This is a genomic window from Streptosporangium sp. NPDC049248 (assembly GCF_040678965.1).
GTDB classification, from domain to species: domain Bacteria; phylum Actinomycetota; class Actinomycetes; order Streptosporangiales; family Streptosporangiaceae; genus Streptosporangium; species Streptosporangium fukuiense.
The window spans coordinates 107,422-124,276 of record NZ_JBFAQY010000031.1; the positions used below are offsets into that span (position 1 = coordinate 107,422).

Annotated in this window: 11 protein-coding genes; 9 read left to right on the plus strand and 2 right to left on the minus strand. The window is 69.4% G+C overall.

Going from position 1 to position 16,855, the window contains the following annotated elements; translation table 11 throughout:
• Positions 1-74: 74 nt before the first annotated feature.
• From AB0K21_RS37090 to AB0K21_RS37125, 8 genes are all read left to right on the plus strand, one after another.
• The gene (locus AB0K21_RS37090; protein ID WP_364156709.1) at positions 75-1,295 is read left to right on the plus strand and encodes an MFS transporter; all 1,221 of its coding nucleotides are present in this window, start codon (positions 75-77) and stop codon (positions 1,293-1,295) included.
• Positions 1,296-1,613: 318 nt separating this feature from the next.
• Positions 1,614-3,182, plus strand: a complete 1,569-nt coding sequence (locus AB0K21_RS37095) for an AMP-binding protein (protein ID WP_364156712.1) — start codon at positions 1,614-1,616, stop codon at positions 3,180-3,182.
• A 70-nt stretch (positions 3,183-3,252) separates the two neighbouring features.
• Positions 3,253-4,821, plus strand: a complete 1,569-nt coding sequence (locus AB0K21_RS37100) for an NAD(P)-binding domain-containing protein (protein ID WP_364156715.1) — start codon at positions 3,253-3,255, stop codon at positions 4,819-4,821.
• The gene (locus AB0K21_RS37105; RefSeq protein ID WP_364156718.1) at positions 4,818-5,945 is read left to right on the plus strand and encodes an alpha-hydroxy acid oxidase; all 1,128 of its coding nucleotides are present in this window, start codon (positions 4,818-4,820) and stop codon (positions 5,943-5,945) included. Before AB0K21_RS37100 ends, AB0K21_RS37105 begins: the two co-directional genes overlap by 4 nt.
• The gene (locus tag AB0K21_RS37110) at positions 5,936-7,390 is read left to right on the plus strand and encodes a cytochrome P450 (protein ID WP_364156721.1); all 1,455 of its coding nucleotides are present in this window, start codon (positions 5,936-5,938) and stop codon (positions 7,388-7,390) included. Before AB0K21_RS37105 ends, AB0K21_RS37110 begins: the two co-directional genes overlap by 10 nt.
• A gap of 28 nt (positions 7,391-7,418) precedes the next feature.
• Positions 7,419-8,747 carry a cation:proton antiporter gene (locus AB0K21_RS37115; RefSeq protein ID WP_364156724.1) on the plus strand — a complete coding sequence of 443 codons (1,329 nt, stop codon included), beginning with the start codon at positions 7,419-7,421 and terminating at the stop codon, positions 8,745-8,747.
• 148 nt (positions 8,748-8,895) lie between these two features.
• Positions 8,896-9,585, plus strand: a complete 690-nt coding sequence (locus AB0K21_RS37120) for a response regulator transcription factor (RefSeq protein WP_343977021.1) — start codon at positions 8,896-8,898, stop codon at positions 9,583-9,585.
• Entirely contained in the window at positions 9,582-10,853 is a 1,272-nt protein-coding gene (locus AB0K21_RS37125) for a HAMP domain-containing sensor histidine kinase (RefSeq protein ID WP_364156729.1), read from the plus strand. Before AB0K21_RS37120 ends, AB0K21_RS37125 begins: the two co-directional genes overlap by 4 nt.
• Before the next feature lie 19 nt (positions 10,854-10,872).
• On the opposite strand, the gene AB0K21_RS37130 is transcribed toward AB0K21_RS37125, so the two are convergent.
• Positions 10,873-11,061, minus strand: coding sequence for a hypothetical protein (locus tag AB0K21_RS37130; RefSeq protein WP_364156732.1), 189 nt, complete (start codon positions 11,059-11,061; stop codon positions 10,873-10,875).
• A gap of 47 nt (positions 11,062-11,108) precedes the next feature.
• Positions 11,109-11,381 (minus strand): hypothetical protein, encoded by a 273-nt coding sequence (locus AB0K21_RS37135; protein WP_343977012.1) that lies wholly within the window; start codon positions 11,379-11,381, stop codon positions 11,109-11,111.
• Positions 11,382-11,843: 462 nt separating this feature from the next.
• On the opposite strand from AB0K21_RS37135, the gene AB0K21_RS37140 reads away from it, so the two are divergent.
• Positions 11,844-16,855: alpha/beta fold hydrolase (locus AB0K21_RS37140; RefSeq protein ID WP_364156735.1), on the plus strand; the 5,012-nt coding region annotated here is incomplete at its 3' end.

Consider the following 16,855-nt stretch of genomic DNA (forward strand, 5'->3'; position numbering starts at 1 on the left):
CCTCCACCCCCGGGCGGTGGCCCGCGTCCCCGCGGCCACCGCCCTTCGCACGACTTCCAGGAAAGGCCGACAGCATGACATCCGTCGACTTCCCGCCACCGGACGTGGCCCGGGAGACGAGCCCCTCACCGGTCCGGGGCTGGCTCGCGATCCTCGCCGTGACGCTGGGAATCTTCGCCCTGATGACCTCCGAACTGCTGCCCGTCGGACTCCTCACCCCGATCGGCACCGCGCTGGACGTCTCCGAGGGCACCACCGCGCTCATGGTCACCGTGCCTGGGCTGGTCGCCGCCGTCGCGGCACCATTGGTCACCGTGGCCACCGCCAGGATCGACCGCCGGCTGGTGCTGGCCGTGCTGATCGGGATGATGGGCGCGGCCAACCTCGCCTCCGCCTTCGCCACGAGTTTCGCCGTCGTCCTGCTGGCCCGCTTTCTGATCGGCATCAGCGTCGGCGGCTTCTGGTCCCTGGCCGGCGCCATCGCCCTGCGTCTGGTCCCGAAGCACCACGTCGTGCGGGCCACCGCCGTCGTCTTCGGCGGCGTCGAGACCGCCTCCGTGCTGGGTGTGCCCGCGGGCACTCTGGTCGGCGACCTCAGCGGCTGGCGAACCGCGTTCGCGGTCGTGGGTGTGCTCGGTCTGATCTCGCTGGTCTGCATGGTCGTCGTGATGCCGAAGGTGGCACCGGAGCGCACGATGACCTTCGGGGCCCTGCCACGGGTGTTCCGGACGCACAGCGCGGTACGCGTCGGCATCGCCATGACCTTCCTGGTCATCACCGGGCACTTCACCGCCTACACCTTCGTCCGGCCCATCCTCCAGCACGACGGTGTGGCGGACGGCATGATCAGTGTGCTGCTGCTGGTCTTCGGCATCGCCGGCATCTGCGGCAACTTCATCGCCGGCGCCCTGATCACCAAGCGTCTCCGGCAGACCGTGTGCGGCATCTCCGTACTCCTCACCGCGGCCATGGCCGCCCTCGCGGTGACCGACCACAACACCTTCTCGGTGGCCGCGATACTCATCGTCTGGGGTCTGGGCTACGGCGCCGTCCCGGTCACCTTCCAGACCTGGATCCTGAACGCCGCGCCGACGGCCACCGAGGCCGCGTCCTCCCTGTACGTGTCGATGTTCAACCTGTCCATCGCCCTGGGCGCCCTCGCCGGCGGCCTGGTGGTCGACACCGCCTCAACGGTGAGCGTGTTGTGGATCGGTGGCGTGCTGGCCATTCTGGTGCTCCCGATCGTCGGTGCCATGCCTCGCCACAGGGTTCCTCGCCCAGATCTGCCCGGGTGAGCGCCGCGTCTACCACGAGATCCCCGGCGAGCAGGGGCAGGCCGATCTCCCACACCCGGCGCCTGCCGGACGGCAGCACGACGACCGGCGGCCGGTCGGGCGGGATCTCTGATGATTCTCTGATCTGCGCTGTCTAGTTTCGTGGTGAGCGCCATGCCGGTCATCCGGCGGCATGGCCGCTACAGGCGAGTCCAAAAGCCGCCGCAGGGACCTGTGAGGGTCCCGGAAACCCCTCGGAAGAGACCGGAACAGGCACCAGAAGAGATTCGGAATCGCGGAGACGCCGCGGTGACCCGCGTGAGACCAGAGGAGCCGACCGTGAACGTTCCCGCCGAGCCGCCGTTCCCGCACCCCCTTCTCGAAGCGCTGCGGAGCTCACCCGGCGGCCCGGCCTTCGAGCAGGGGGACAGGATCGTCTCGCGAGGCGAGCTACTGGAGATCATCCGACGACTGGCGGGGGCGATGCTCGATGCCGGGCTGGGCCCCGGCAGGGCCGTCGCCATCCGCACGGGCGTCTCCCCCGAGGCGTTCGCCGCCCACATGGCCGCCCACGCGCTGGGCTGTCGGGTCATGGGCATCCGGCCCGGCTACCCGCCGGCCCAGCTCGCCCATGTGTTCGGGATGGGAGTCGACGCGCTTCTCGTCGATCGGTCCACCGTGACGCCGGAGCTGCTCGGGGCCGCCGGACCCGTCACGCTGCTGTCGCTCGGGCCGTGCCCCGAGGTGCCCGGCCGGTCCCCCTTCGCGGCGATCGACCTGCTCGCCTGCGCCGACGAGAGGCGGCCGCTCGCCTGCGCCGCCCGTCCGGACGATGTGGCCGCCCTGAGCTTCACCAGCGGCAGTACCGGCCGCCCCAAAGGCTGCGCGATCACTTATCGCGCGCTCGGCGAGCACTGGTCGTGGCAGCCCCGCGTGTGGTCCCCGGTCACGGACGAGCTCGCCACGGGCTTCGGGCGCTGCCTGTTGTTCGGCACCCTGGCCAGCATCGTGGTCCTGGACTTCCTGGGGCTGTGCCTGCTGGGCGGCGGCACCGCGGTGATCCCCGAGGACGACGGGCGGCCCCTGTTCCCGTACGCGATCGAACGTCACCGGATCACCGGCTCCATCGTGACCGTGCCCCGGCTGTGCCAGATGCTCGACCTGCTTCGGGACGAGCCGGTCGACGTCGGCTGCCTGCGCGCGCTGATGGTCTCCGGATCGCCGATCGGCCCGGGGCGTCTGGCCGAGGCGGTGGACCGGCTCGGGCCCGTGGTCTACCAGGGGTACGGGCAGACCGAGGGGGGCTTGATCTCGGTGCTCACTCCCGGGGACATCGCCGCGTTCCCGGACCACGCCCTGTCCTCGGTCGGCCGGCTGTGCCCGGGCGTCGAGCTCAGCGTGCGCGACGAGGGGGACCGCGAGGTGGCCGGGGGAGGCACCGGTGAGATCCACGTACGCAGCCCGTACCTGATGTCGGGTTACTGGGGGAATCCGGAGGAGACTCGTGACATCCTGCGGGACGGCTGGCTGCGCACCCGGGACCTCGGGCACCTGGACGAGAAGGGTTTCCTGCACCTGGTCGGCCGCACCCGCGACGTGATCATGGTCAACGCGATGGTGGTGTACGCGGGGCCCATCGAGCGGGTGCTGAGCGGTCATCCCGACGTCGGCGAGGCCTACGTGGCCGGGGCCCCGGACGAGCTGACCGGAGAGGCCGTCCACGCGTTCGTCGTGCCGACCGCGGGCAGGGGCCCGGACCGCGCCGCGCTGGCCGCGCTGGTGCGCGCCGAACTCGGCGAGAACAGCGTCCCCCGGACGATCACGATCATGTCTTCCGTCCCGGTCGCCGCGAGCGGCAAGCCCGACAAGCGCGCGCTGCTGGATCTGCCCGGCCGGTCGGCTCTCTGATCCTTCTCTGAGAATCACCCGCCAACACTGATGGCGTCCGTTCGACCGGATCGCTGTGACGGAGGTGTACGTGCCGGACAATGCCCTGGACTACGTGGTGATCGGTGCCGGCCCCGCGGGGCTGCAGCTGGGATACCTTCTCGGCAAGGCGGGGCGGAGCTACCTGATCCTGGAGGCGGGCCCCGCGCCGGGCACGTTCTTCCGGACCTTCCCGCGCCACCGCCGGCTCATCTCGATCAACAAGAGGTACACCGGTTCGGACGACCCGGAGCTCAACCTCCGGATGGACTGGAACTCGCTGCTGTCGGACGATCCCGGCCTGCTGTTCACCCGCTACAGCGACCGCTACTTCCCCGATGCCGACGACATGGTCCGCTATCTCGCCGACTTCGCCGCGGCCTGCGACCTGCGCGTCGCCTACGACGCCCGGGTCTGCCAGGTCACCCGTGCCTCCGGCAGCGGCCACTTCCTGGTGAGCGACGAGCTCGGCCGGACCCACGAGACCAGACGGCTGGTCGTCGCGACCGGGGTCAGCCGGCCCAACGTGCCGCCGATACCGGGCATCGAGACGGCCGAACCGTACGACACCTTCTCCACCGACCCGTCCGACTACGTGAACCAGCGGGTGCTCGTCATCGGCAAGGGCAACTCGGCGTTCGAGACGGCCGACAGCCTGGTCGAGACGGCCGCGGTGATCCACGTCGCCGGGCCGAAGTCCGTCCGGATGGCGTGGCGCACCCACTTCGTCGGGAACCTGCGCGCGGTCAACAACAACTTCCTCGACACCTACCAGCTCAAGTCCCAGAACGCGCTGCTGGACGGCGACGTCAAGCGGATCGAGCGCCAGGCCGACGGCTCGTACCTGGTGACGGTGAGTTTCGTCCGCGCCGACGAGGTCACCAAGGACATCCCCTACGACAGGGTTCTGGTCTGCACCGGCTTCCGGATCGACGCCTCGATCTTCTCCGACGAGTGCCGTCCGGACCTGATGATCAACGACAGGTTTCCCGCGCTCACCCCCGCCTACGAGTCGGTCAACGTGCCCGACCTCTACTTCGCGGGGACCCTGACACAGTCCCGCGACTTCAAGCGTGGCACCAGCGGGTTCATACACGGTTTCCGGTACGGCACCCGGGCACTGCACCGCGTCCTGGAGAACAGGTACCACGACGCCGAATGGCCCGGCCGCGAGCTCCCGGCCGATCCGGAGGCGCTCGCGGCGGCGGTGCTCGAACGGGTCAACCGCAGTTCGGCGCTGTGGCAGCAGTTCGGGCTGCTGGGCGACGTCGTCGTCCTCGACGGCCACGGCGGGGCGCGCTATCTGGAGGAGCTGCCGGTCGACCTGGAGGGCCCGCCGATCGGCGACGGCGGCCACTTCACGATCACATTGGAGTACGGGCCCGAGCACGACAAGGTCGATCCGTTCGACGTCGAGGTGGGCCGGATCCGGCAGAACGACGCCGAGCGCGCCGCCGAGGGCCACTATCTGCATCCGGTGGTGCGGCACCACCGGGCCGGCGCGCCGCCGGTCGTGCACCACGTCACCGAGAACCTGGAGAACGACTGGACCTCCCGGGAGATTCACCTCGAACCGCTCCGGGCGTTCTTCGCCCGCCAGACCGCCTCGCTACCGGCGTGACAGGCGTGGGAACGACGCGGATGGCGGGCGAGTCCCCGCACGTGACGGACACGGGTACACCGGTGATCCCGCCCCCGGCTGTCCCGTGGACCCCGCGTGAGTTCGAGGCCGCGGCCCGCGCGCGCCTCGCCCCGGAGCACTACGACTACTTCGCGGGCGGGGCCGGGGAGGAGGTCACCGTACGGGCCAACGAGGCCGCGTTCGGGAGGCTCTCCCTGCTGCCGCGGGTGCTGCGCGGAGCCGGCAGGCCCCGGACCGACGTCACCCTGCCCGGCGGCCGGGCGGCGATGCCCGTGCTGGTGGCGCCGACCGCGTTCCACCGGCTCGCCGACCCCGAGGGCGAGCGGGCCACCGCGCGGGCGGCGGCCGCCACGGGGACGATCATGATCGTGAGCATGGCCTCCACCGTCGCCGTCGGGGAGGTGGCCGCTGCGGCGCCCGAGGCCACCCTGTGGTTCCAGCTCTACGTCCAGCCGGACATGGCCTTCACCGAGACGCTCGTGCGGCGCGCCGAGGCGGCCGGGTGCCGGGCGCTGGTCGTCACGGTGGACTCACCGGCCCGCGGCCTGCGGGACCGGGAGCGGCACCACGGCTTCTGGGACCTGCCCGAGGGGATGGCCTGCGAGAACCTGCGCGACGGCGGGCGGGTACGGCCGATCGTCATGTCGCCGGAGATCTCCTGGGAGCACATCGACCTGCTCAGGGAGATGACGACGCTCCCGATCATCCTCAAGGGCGTCGCGCATCCCGCCGACGCGCGTCTCGCGCTCGGCCACGGTGTCTCGGGGCTGCTGGTGTCCAACCACGGCGGCCGCCAGCTCGACACGGTCCCGGCCGCCGTCGACCTGCTGCCGGAGATCGTGGCCGCCGTCGGCGGGGCCGTCCCCGTGCTGATGGACGGAGGCGTCCGGCGCGGTACCGACGTGCTGAAGGCGATGGCGCTGGGCGCCGGCGCGGTCGCGGTCGGCCGCCCGGTGATCTGGGGTCTGGCCGCGGACGGCGAGCGCGGCGTGACCCGCGTGCTCGACCTGCTTCGCTCGGAGGTCGAGCAGGCGCTCACCCTGTGCGGCTGCGCGTCGGTCCACGACCTCGATCCGGGCATGGTGCGACGGTCATGTCGGTGACCGCGCCGGTCAGGGGGGTGGCGGTCGCGGTCGCCGTCGCCGCCGTGCTGAGCCTGCCCCGATGGCTCCCGGCCAGGATCGTGGCGTTGCGGACGCGGGTCTTCGCCCGCATCAACGGGGAGGAGGGGATCACCGTCCCCGGAGACCTGGTCGGCGTCGAGAGGTTCAGGGAGCTCTACTCCCATCCGGCGGCCGACGGCCGGAGCAGGGGGGCCGCGCTGTCGGACCTGTTCTGGTACTGGCTGTCGCCCGGCGCGGAGATCCACCAGGAACACCTTGAGGCGGGGGAGCGGTACGACGCGGTCGCCCGTGCCACCCGAGGCTTCCTGTCCGTGCCGCGGGTGGAGGCCGAGGAGCTCACCCGCCGCTGCGTCGCCCGGACGCTGCGGGACGCGGGTGGCCTGGTCCGGCTGCGCGACCTGATGATGCCGGTCTGGGCGGAGTTCTACTACGAGCTCGTCTTCGGTGAGCCGTGCCCGCCGGCGGCGCGTGACCTGATCGTGGGCAACGCGGACGACGTCGTCACCGCGCTCAAGTGCTGCGGGCTGCGGCACATGGACCGGCGCGACCGGCTGACCCGGTATCTCGCCGGCCTGCTGCCCCGGGTGCGAGACCGGCTCCCCGCGGGGTTGTCGGCCAGGGAGCAGGTCCTCTATCTGCAGGGGACCTTCTTCAACACCGCGGTCGTCCAGATGTCGGAGGCCATGGCCCACCTGCTGATGGTCCTCGCCCAGCACCCGGACGCCCAGGCAGGGGTGCTCACGGGCGACGACCGCCACCTCGACCGCGTCATCTCCGAGACGCTGCGGCTCTACCCGCTCTTCGGCATCGCCCACCGGGTCACCACCGGCGACATCTCCCTCGACGAGCGCACGACGATCCCGGCCGGCTCGGTGCTGTGCTTCGACTACCCAGCCTTCCACCGCGAGGGTTTCTCCGATCCCGGCCGGTTCGATCCCGGCCGGTTCGCCGCGGACCGCTCGCACGCGAACTACTCGCATCTGGACCGTTCACACCAGGTCCCGCCGAAGCCGGAGGACTCAGGCCGTACCCGCCAGGACCGGCCCGCGGTCCGGGAACTCAACCACATCCCGTTCGGCGTCGCCGCCAACCGTCCCTGCCCCGCCTGGCGGCTGGCGCCGATCACCATGCGGGTCGCGGCGCGGGAGGTCGTGCGCGCCTACACTCTCGACACCTCCGCCTCCCACACCCGGTCGATGCCCAACCGGGGACCGTGCCTGCTGGTGCCGAGGGGTGCCCCCAGGAGGGCGGCCCATCGGGCGACGCTGGTGTTCATGCGGTTCCGCGACCGCTGGGAGGACGTCTGGCGCAGCCTCGTGCAACTCGTTCTCGGCACCTACATGGTCTGGGACGCGCGCCGCCAGCGGCTGTGTGAGCGCCACTTCACGGAAGCCGACCGCCTGGCCGCCACGGAAAGCAGATGATCGCCCGAAGCACGAGCGGAGAGACAGCATGCCCGTACTGGCACAGGTCACCGCCGGTGACCCGAACCTTGAACTGATCCTCAAGGTCCTGCCCGCCCTGGTCGTCGTCCTGCTGGCCGCGGCGGTATGCGGCCGGCTGGCGCTCATGATGATGCAACCGCGCGTCCTCGGCGAGATGGTCGCCGGCGTCCTCCTCGGCCCGACGCTGTTCGGCGCGTTGTTCCCCGAGGCCCAGGCGGCCGTGTTTCCCGCCGACGTCAGGCCGGTCCTGTACGTGTTGAGCACCATCGGGCTGACGCTGTACATGTTCCTGGTGGGGGCGGGGCTGGGGCACGGCGCGGAGGCGCCCGGCCAGGGCCGCCGGGCGGCGACCCTGGCGGTCGCCGGCATCGTCCCCGCGCTCACCCTCGGCTTCTGCGTCGGCCTGCTCCTGTGGGACATGCTCTCGCGTCCCGACGTCAGCCGGTGGGAGTTCGCCCTGTTCCTCGGGGGAGCGCTGTCGCTGACCGCGTTTCCCATGCTGGCCAGGATCCTGTACGAGCGTGGGCTGGAGAACTCCCCCCTCGGAAGGCTGACCCTGGTGGCGGCCTCCATCGACGACGCCCTCGCCTGGTGCCTCCTCGCCGTGCTGTCGGCGATCCGCCTCAACGCGGGTCCCGGCGACGCGGTGCGCACCATCGTCCTGGCGGCGCTGTTCGCGGTGGTCATGCTGAAGGTGGTCGCGCCGCTGCTGCGACCCCTGGGCGAGAGCGTCGCGCGGACCGGGCGGATCGGCCCCGGCGCCATGTACGTCGTCGTCCTCGTCCCGCTCACCGCGGGCTGGCTCACCGACTGGATCGGGGTCTACGCGGTCTTCGGCGGTTTTGTCGCCGGGCTGGCGATGCCCCGCGACCCGGCGTTCCGCCGGGCGCTGCACGAGCGCATGATGGACGTCGTCTCGACGCTGCTGCTACCGATCTTCTTCGCCTTCTCCGGGCTGAACACCCATCTCGACGGCATCACCGGCGGCCCCATGCTGCTGGCGTTCGCCGCGATCCTCGCCGCGGGTTTCTGCGGGAAGTACCTCGGCTGCTCGTTGTCGATGAGGGCCCTGGGATTCGGCTGGCGCGAGTCCTGCGCGGTGGGGGCGCTCATGAACGCGCGAGGGTTGATGATCCTCATCTTCATCAACATCGGCCTGGCGCAGGGCATGATCACGCAGGAGCTCTTCGCCATCCTCGTGCTGGTGGCCGTCATCACCACCGCGGGGGCCCTGCCGCTGTACAAACTGGCGCTGCCGGAGCGCCACGAGCGCGCGCACGGATCCGGGCCCGCGCGCTCCTCGGAGGAACGGCTCGAGAGATCTCTTTCCTCGTGACGCCCGAACACCGTGGATACGTCGCACGCCGTGAATGCAGGATGAATATCGTCTTGTGATCGCCCGACTACTTTTGGGCATAACTATGTAATTTTCAATTATTGTGGAAACGCTGGAAATTCGCTGGGAGGAATGTCACGGTTGCTTGGTGGCTGCGACATCGGCGATATCCAGCCCGCCCGCTCGTCGGCTGCTCCTCGTCGAGGACGACCGCGAGCTCGGGTACATGCTGGTCGGATTGTTCACCGAGCAGGGATACACGGTCGACCTGGCCTTGGAGGGACAGCGCGGCCTGCACCTGGGCCTGAGCCGCTCGTACGATGTGATGATCGTCGACCGGGGCCTCCCGGCGGTCGACGGCATCGAGTTGCTGACCCGGCTGCGCCGGCGGGCCGTCACCGTGCCGGTGCTCGTGCTGAGCGCCTTCGGCACGGTCGCCGACCGGGTCACCGGGCTCGACGCGGGCGCCGAGGACTATCTGGTCAAACCATTCGAGATCGAGGAGTTGCTGGCGAGAGTGCGGGCGCTGCACCGCAGGAACCTCGACCACGCCGGGCTGCTGCCGCTCGGCGCGGGCTGGCTGGATCCCGAGTCCCACATCGTGGGACTGCCGACCGGCGAACAGGTGACGCTGTCGAGGCAGGAGTGCCGGCTGCTGCGCGCGTTGGCGACCCGTCCGCGACAGGTGCACACGCGCGCCTCGCTGCGCCAGCGTGTCTTCGACGGCGCCCAGACGGAGTCGATCGTGGACACCTATGTCTACTACCTGCGCAACAAGCTGGGGGCGGACGTCGTACGCACCGTGCGAGGTGTGGGATACCGCCTGGGCGGGCTGTGAGGAGGCGTCCGCCCCACGAGCCGGAGCGATACCTGCTGGCCCGTGCTCGCCGCCGGATCACCGCGCAGGTGGCGGGTGCGATCTCCGTGATGCTCGTGCTCGTCGGAGGGCTGGTGTACTGCGTCATCGTGAGTGACCAGGATGTCTCCGCGCGGCGTGATCTGGCCGTCGCGGCCCAGCGCGCGCTCCTGTCGCGGCCCCCGCCCTGCGTCTGGCTGTTCGAACTGCGGGGCGGCACCGTACTGAGCTCTCCTGGGGCACCGGCGGTGCTGCCGGTGCGTGCCGCGCTGCGCCAGGTCGCGGCCGGACGCGAACCCCAGGTCACCCAGGTCGAGATCGCCGGGCAGTCCTATCTCGTACGCACCCAGCGGCGTGGTGACGTGGCGGTCCAGGCGGCGATGAACCTTCGCTACCAGGCCGCGGAACGGCACCGGCTGTTGCGCACGCTCGCCGTCGCGGAGATCACCGGCCTGCTGGCCGCGCTGATGATCGGCCAGGTCGTCGCCCGAGGGGCGATCGCGCCGCTGGGTGAGGCCCTGGCCCGCCGGCGCCGGTTCGCCGCGGACGTCAGCCACGAGCTGCGCACCCCGCTGACCCGCCTGCACATCCGCGCCCAGATCGTCGCCCGGCGGTTACGGCGGGAGACCGACCCGCTTCGCGCCGCGGCCGAGGTCGACCAGCTGGTGAACGGCACCCGGCAACTGGGCGACGTGGTCGAGGATCTGCTGCTGTCGGCCCAGGCCGGGCAGCTTCGCCGGCCGTTCGGCCCGGTCGACCTCGCCGCGCTGGCCGAGGAGCTCGTCCTGGCCGAGGCGCCCCGTGCCGCGGCGCACGGCGTGACGATCGAGGTATGGCGTCAAGGGCCGGACGGCCATGTCGTGCGCGGGGCGGAGTCCGCGCTGCGCAGGGTGATCTCCGCGCTCCTCGACAACGCGCTCACCCACACCCGTGTGGGCGGCCACATCTGGGTGGTCCTCTCCAGCGGCCCGGAGACGGTCCGGCTCGACGTCCGCGACGACGGCGTGGGCCTCGACCCGCGCGACGCCGAACGTTTCTTCACCCGGTTCGTCGGCGGGTCCCGCAGCGGGGGTCTGGGTCTCGGTCTCGCCCTCGTCCGCGAGGTGGTGGACGGCCACGGCGGGACCGTCACCGCGGACGGTCGCCCGGGAGCCGGGGCGGTGTTCACCGTCCGGCTCCCCGCGGACCTCATACCAGCTGACAAGAGGGTGGGGCTGAGGGCCGGGGCACGTCGCGCGGAGGCGATGTGAGGAGCCCGGGTGGCCGCCGTCACAGAGCAACCACCGCCGGGTGCTCGCCGGCCTCGGTCATCACCGGCCGAACGGAGCGGTCGAAGAAGTCCGCGAACGCGTCGTCGAACGGCCGGTCACGGTGGTAGAGCGTCGCGACGACGATCGACGCGGGCGGTGCGCCGTCGCCGGCCGGTGGCTGTACGGACGCCGGAGCTGGAAAGGCCACCGTGTGCCCGTGTCGCGGCCGCCCACCCGAACACGACCTGCGCACCATCATGGACGCGATCGTCTACGTTGACCGCACCGGTCGAGCCAGGTGAGGAATGTCGTCGCGTACTTGATCTGATCGGCCGCGTTGCGGCGAATGCTCGGCGTTATGTTGCTCCATTCGGCGCGGTCCCGAAGGGCGGGAAGGACCCGCCAGGTCGCAAACAGGCGGATCGTCTTGACGTGCTCAGGGTTGGTAATGCCGGCCAGGTGGCCGAGTAACCAGCGCTGGAAAGAACAGATGTATTTGTCTGCGGCGGGCAGGACACCGCTGGCCATACAAGGCGCCGACCCGTGTCTCCTTCCTCATGCCGGGCGTCGTGCAGCCGGGCGTCTCCGAGCCCTGCCGCCGCGAGTAGAACTTTCCATTGGTGGTAGTCGGTGTTCGGATTGAGCGGCTCGCCCGTCGCGGTCGCGAACACCCATCCCCCGTCTTCCCAAAGCTGCCGGGCGTTCGCCCGGTCCGCTTCCCGTTCCTCGCGATGCCTGCGCGGCAGGGTCACGAGCCGGCTGGGCAGGCCGATGCTGCGCCATCCGGCCCTGAATCTGGTATCCGCGGTTTCCTGGTTGCTCCGCTTGCGCTCCGAGCACTCTCGATTGACCACGGCGGCGCTGCGGGGTCTGCTACATGCTCGCTGCAAGGGCGGGCCGAGTGACCTACAAGTGCGACCGGGCACGATCGGCGGCGGAAATTCCCTGGCCGTGCCCGGAGGGCACGGCCATAGTCATGGAGTCACTCCCTTGCACTGGTTATTCAGTCGTGCCTGCGCTCCGCTGATCGCACCTCCTCTGATCGCCGTGGTGACCGGCTTGGCCACCGTGGTGGCCGGCTCCCTCGCCATGCCCTTGCCCGCGCTGGCCGCGTCCGGCTCGGCACCGTCTCCGGACGCGAAACCAGCGGCCGCGGAGCCCGAAGTCGAGCTCATCCACCTGGTCGACCTTCAGAGCTCCTCGGGCCTACTTCGCAAGTTGAACAACAGGGGGCAGGTCATTGGGACGCTCCCGAACCCTGCTTCCCCCAGCGGGAAAAATCCCAAAGCTGTGCTGTTTGCTCGTGAATCCGTCACGGATCTTCACGCGAGCCTCGGCGGCGACTTCCACGTGAGCGATCCCAGGGACATCAACAACCACGGCGCCGTGCTTGTCGGTACTGACGACACGAGCAGCTTCCTCGTCAAAGATGGCAAAGCGACTCGCCTAAACTTTCCGGCAACGGCTATCAACGACAGCGGTCAAATCGCGGGCCCTGGCGGGGTACACGATCCCGACGGTTCTGTATTGAAGCTCCAAGCGTTCAAGGGTCAGTACTTGGAGCCTACCGCGCTGGCCAATGACGGTACGGTCGTCGGTTTCGCCGACATAGACCCTGGTCCGCTCATCGGTTTTTCCGCCTTCCGGACCAAGCCCGGCGAGCCCCTCGTCATGAGCCGAGACCGTCTGACGTTCGGCACTGCCAAAACCCAGGCCACCGACGTCAATGACCATGGCCAGGTCGCCGGCTACGTGGACAACCCGGGGAACACCAATGATATCCCCATCATCTGGGATAGGAGTGGCACACCCCAGGAACAGGGCACCACCCCTTCCGGGGAGAGGGTGTACGGCAAGGTGGCTGCGATCAACAACTCCGGCATCGGCGTGGGAGTGATGTATGACGCTAATGACGCGCCACAAGCCGCTATGTATTTGCCGGGTGAGGCAATCAACCTGAGCACCCTGGTGCGGGCGGAGGGCTGGGACGTGAACCTCAGCCGTGCCACCGGCATCAACGACCACGGCCAGATCGCCGTTATCGGCCGCTACCCCGCCGACGAGAACGATCACGCCTTCCTGCTCGACCTGGGTTTCGCCGAACCCGAGATCCGCTCGATCGACTTGTTGACGCAGCTTCCCCCTTCCACGGCATGGGTCCCGGTGCCGGAGGGAGGGGTATACGAGGGCAACAGGATCCGCGTCAACCTCCAGGCCAGCAACCCCGGTGACCTGCCTCAGCGTAGGACGCTACAGGTGATCGAGGAAGGGACCGGTAAACCCCTGCCGGGTGGGACGTTCAATCTGACCATCCAACCCGGCGAGACGGTCGAGCGGTCATTTATCTGGGATACCAAGGGCTACTCCTGGCTTGATCACAGGCCGCGCTCGAATCGCTCCTTGAGCGCCCGGCTCTTCAGCGGCAACACATATATCGCCACTGTGGACAAAGAATTGAAGCGGCCGGTCACGGTCAAGCCGATGCCTCTGGTTCTGGTTCACGGCTTCAGAAGCACAGCGGATCGATGGGACGCGTTCGAAGCGATCGCGAAGGGCGAAAACCCGCTGCAGGAGGTATACCGGGTCAACACCATGAACACTGGCGATCCGGATGACCGGACAAAGCCAACCAAACCCATGCTGGAGAACTCCTCCGCGCTGCACCATTTTGTTCAGGGCCTGCGTGAAGAAAAGGGCTTCGACAAGGTCGTGGTGGTCGCCCATTCCATGGGCGGAAACATAGTCAAATACTATATGTCTCACTTTATGCCGATCGGGCTGGACCGCAAGCCCGTGGTGCATCGCGTTCTGCAGATGGGCACTCCCAACACGGGATCTAAATGCGCGGACTTGGCGGCCAGGGCCTCAACGGCCCTTAATTGGTGGGCGCCGGCGTTGCGTGAGAACACCAGCGCCTTCGTGGGGGGGTTGAACCGCATGTTAGAAAAGGACGGCTATTCACATGGCAACTTCAGGGGTGTGCGGATCTCCAACCTGGTCGGTGTGGGCCGAAAACTGGTGTGCTCCCTCTCCCCGGCTCCGGTTCACTACTTCGAAGACAGCAGTGACGGAGTCGTTGAAACCCTTAGTGCCCGCTGGAAAACCGATAGTGGCTGGAACTTGCGGGACATTGTGCTCACCAAAAGCGAACACACCGCGATGACCGAGAAGACTTCGGATTACCGCAACTACATCGCGCCGCGACTTTCGGCTGACTCTTCCACCAGCCCCGAGTACGAGGGGCCCTCACCGGTCGCGCCTGAATCGGCGCCGGAAAAGCAGCCGGCCGGTGAAGCGAGTGGGCCGGGTAAGTCCGGTGTGAGCGCCGAGACCGCGGCCGAGGCTGAGGCTGTGACTGATTCGGTGTTCGCGTTTCCTTCGGCGACGGTGGGTGCGGGCGCGACGGTGACCGTGCCGGTGGAGGTGCCGCAGGGTGCGGCGTTCGGCGCCGTGACGGCGCTGCCGTCGACGGTGGGGATGCTGCTGCGTGACCCGTCGGGTGCTGTGGCCGCTTCCTACGCCCCGGGCAGTGACGCAGCCAAGGAGCCGTTCCAGGGACTGCGTGTGGACAACCCGCAGACGGGGGTGTGGAAGCTGGAGATCACCAACGCCGGGTCCGGGCCGGTCGAGGCTCTTGCGAGCGCGTGGGTCGCGGGCAACCCGCTGACCGTGACGGCCAAGTCCGAGCAGTCGTCGGCGGATGGCAGGGTGACGGTGTCGGCCACGGTGACCGATGCCGGTCGGCCGGTTACCGGGGCGCAGGTGCGGGCCACCGTGACCGGTGACGACGGCGTTGCGCGCGAGCTGACCCTGAACGACGATGGCGCCGGCGAGGCCGGTGACGGTGTGTACGGCGCCACCAGCGAGGCGCTGGCCGATGGCTTCTACATCGTCACGGTCACGGCCGATACCGCTCAGGGCATGCGGGTCACGGGTGCCGACATCACGGTCGAGCAGATCGACACCCGTGAGTTCGCGTTGACGTTGTCGGCCGGGCCGGGGGGTTCGGTGGCGGCATCGCCGGCGCGGGAGGTCTACCGGGCCGGCAGCACGGTGAAGGTGATCGCGACGCCGGAGGCCGGGCGTGTCCCGATCGGCTGGACGGTCGACGGCAAGGAGCGAGGCCCGGGTCCGCTGACGCTGACCATGAACGAGGCGCACACGGTGGAGGCGCGGTTCGGCACCTACACGGTGACCGAGATCGGCGCGCTGCCCGGCGGGGACGCCTCGAAAACCGTGGTGCACACGCTGAACGATCGCGGTCAGGTCGCGGCCACGGTGACCGGCCAGGACGGCAAGGCGCACGCGGTGCGCTGGCAGGACGGGACCATCACCGAGCTGGGCGGCCTGGCCTGCACCGACGGCGAGACCAAGTGCGAGACCGGCGCATACGGCATCAACGAGGCCGGGGAGGTGGCCGGCTCTGCTGTGGCGTCGGTGAACGGCGGCAACTCCCAGCACGCCGTCATCTGGCGCAACGACGGTTCGGTCACCGATCTGCACGCGGGCAACAGCTCGGCGAACCTGTGGGGCAACGCTTTTGCGGTGAACGACAACGGTCAGGTGCTCGGGGAGACGGCTGGGCCCAGGTACGTGATGTGGGATCGGGGGGCCGCGGTTGCGATGCCCGCCGACTACGACCCGGGTTGGAGCGGCTACCACAACGAGTGGAACCAGTTCCGGTACTCGCGGATCAACAATCACGGCGCGGTCACGGGCGGCTACGAGCTGGGCGGCCGGGACGGCAACGGTCTTCCCCGGGACACGGGTCCGGCGGTCTACGCCGATGGGGTGCTCACCAAACTGGCGGGCACGGTCGAGGGCTGCGCCCGAACGGCCGGCCAAACCTCCGACCTCAACAACACCGGCCTGGTGGTCGGCACTCTGCGGTGCGGCCGCTACGAGAACACAACGACCAAGCGCGCCTATGTGTGGAAGGACGGCAAGCCGACCGATCTGGGGGCGGGTGAGGCGACCGCGGTCAACGACAACGAGCTGATCGTCGGTTCCGAGCCGGGATCATATCTCAACGTGTATAAGCCGCCGGTGATGTGGGTGGACGGCACCAAACACCCACTGGCCGATGCGCTGTCTCGGCCGTGGTGCCCGGAGGACTTCGCGAAGACGACCCAGCCGTGCGTGGGTATAGGGCACGTGCTGGACGTCAACATCTCGGGCCAGATCCTGGTGAAGGGTTTCCTGCGTGACCGCGCGCCGGACCGCGACGGCTTCATCCAGCAGGACCGGGCGCTGCTGCTGAGCCCGACCACGGCGCGGGCTGATCTGGCGGTCACCACAGAGGTGTCGGCGAGTGAGCCGGGGCCGGGTTCGACGGTGACCTGGACGGCCACGGTGACCAACAAGGGCGACGACGCGGCCACCGATGTGCGGCTGGACGTGTTCATCCCTCAGAGCGTCACCGGGGCGACCTGTGACACCTGGCGGGGCCAGTGCGCGCCGATCAAGGGCGGGTTCCGCAACACGGTCAAGGTGTTGGAGCCGGGCTGGAGCGCCACGGTGGAGGTGAGTGCGACCGTGCCGGCCGGCACCGCCGGCGGCACCGAGCTGAAGGCCTCGGCGCACGGCTACAGCGTGGCGGTGACCGATCCCAAACCGGCCAACAACACCGCCTCGGCCACCGCGACGGTTCGTCCGCTGTTGAGTACCACCGGGATCGTCTGGCCGGAGCCGGTGCAGGTCGGTCAGGTCAGCTACGCGAGTACGGTGACGTTGACCAACCGGCTCAACGCGCCGATCCCGTTGAGGGTGATCGCGGTCAGTGGGGCGTTCACCCAGGCCAACGACTGCCCCGTCGAACTCGCCGTGGGGAAGGTGTGCACGGTCCAGGTGAGGTTCGCTCCGACTGGTGAGGGTCCGGCCGGCGGTGCGCTGACGTTCACCACCGCTGAGGGCGCCGAGGCGGCGTTCACCGTGTCGTTGACGGGTCAGGGCGCCAAAGCCGGCGGCACGCCGGTGCTCCAGGTGCCGGCCGCGCCGGTGCG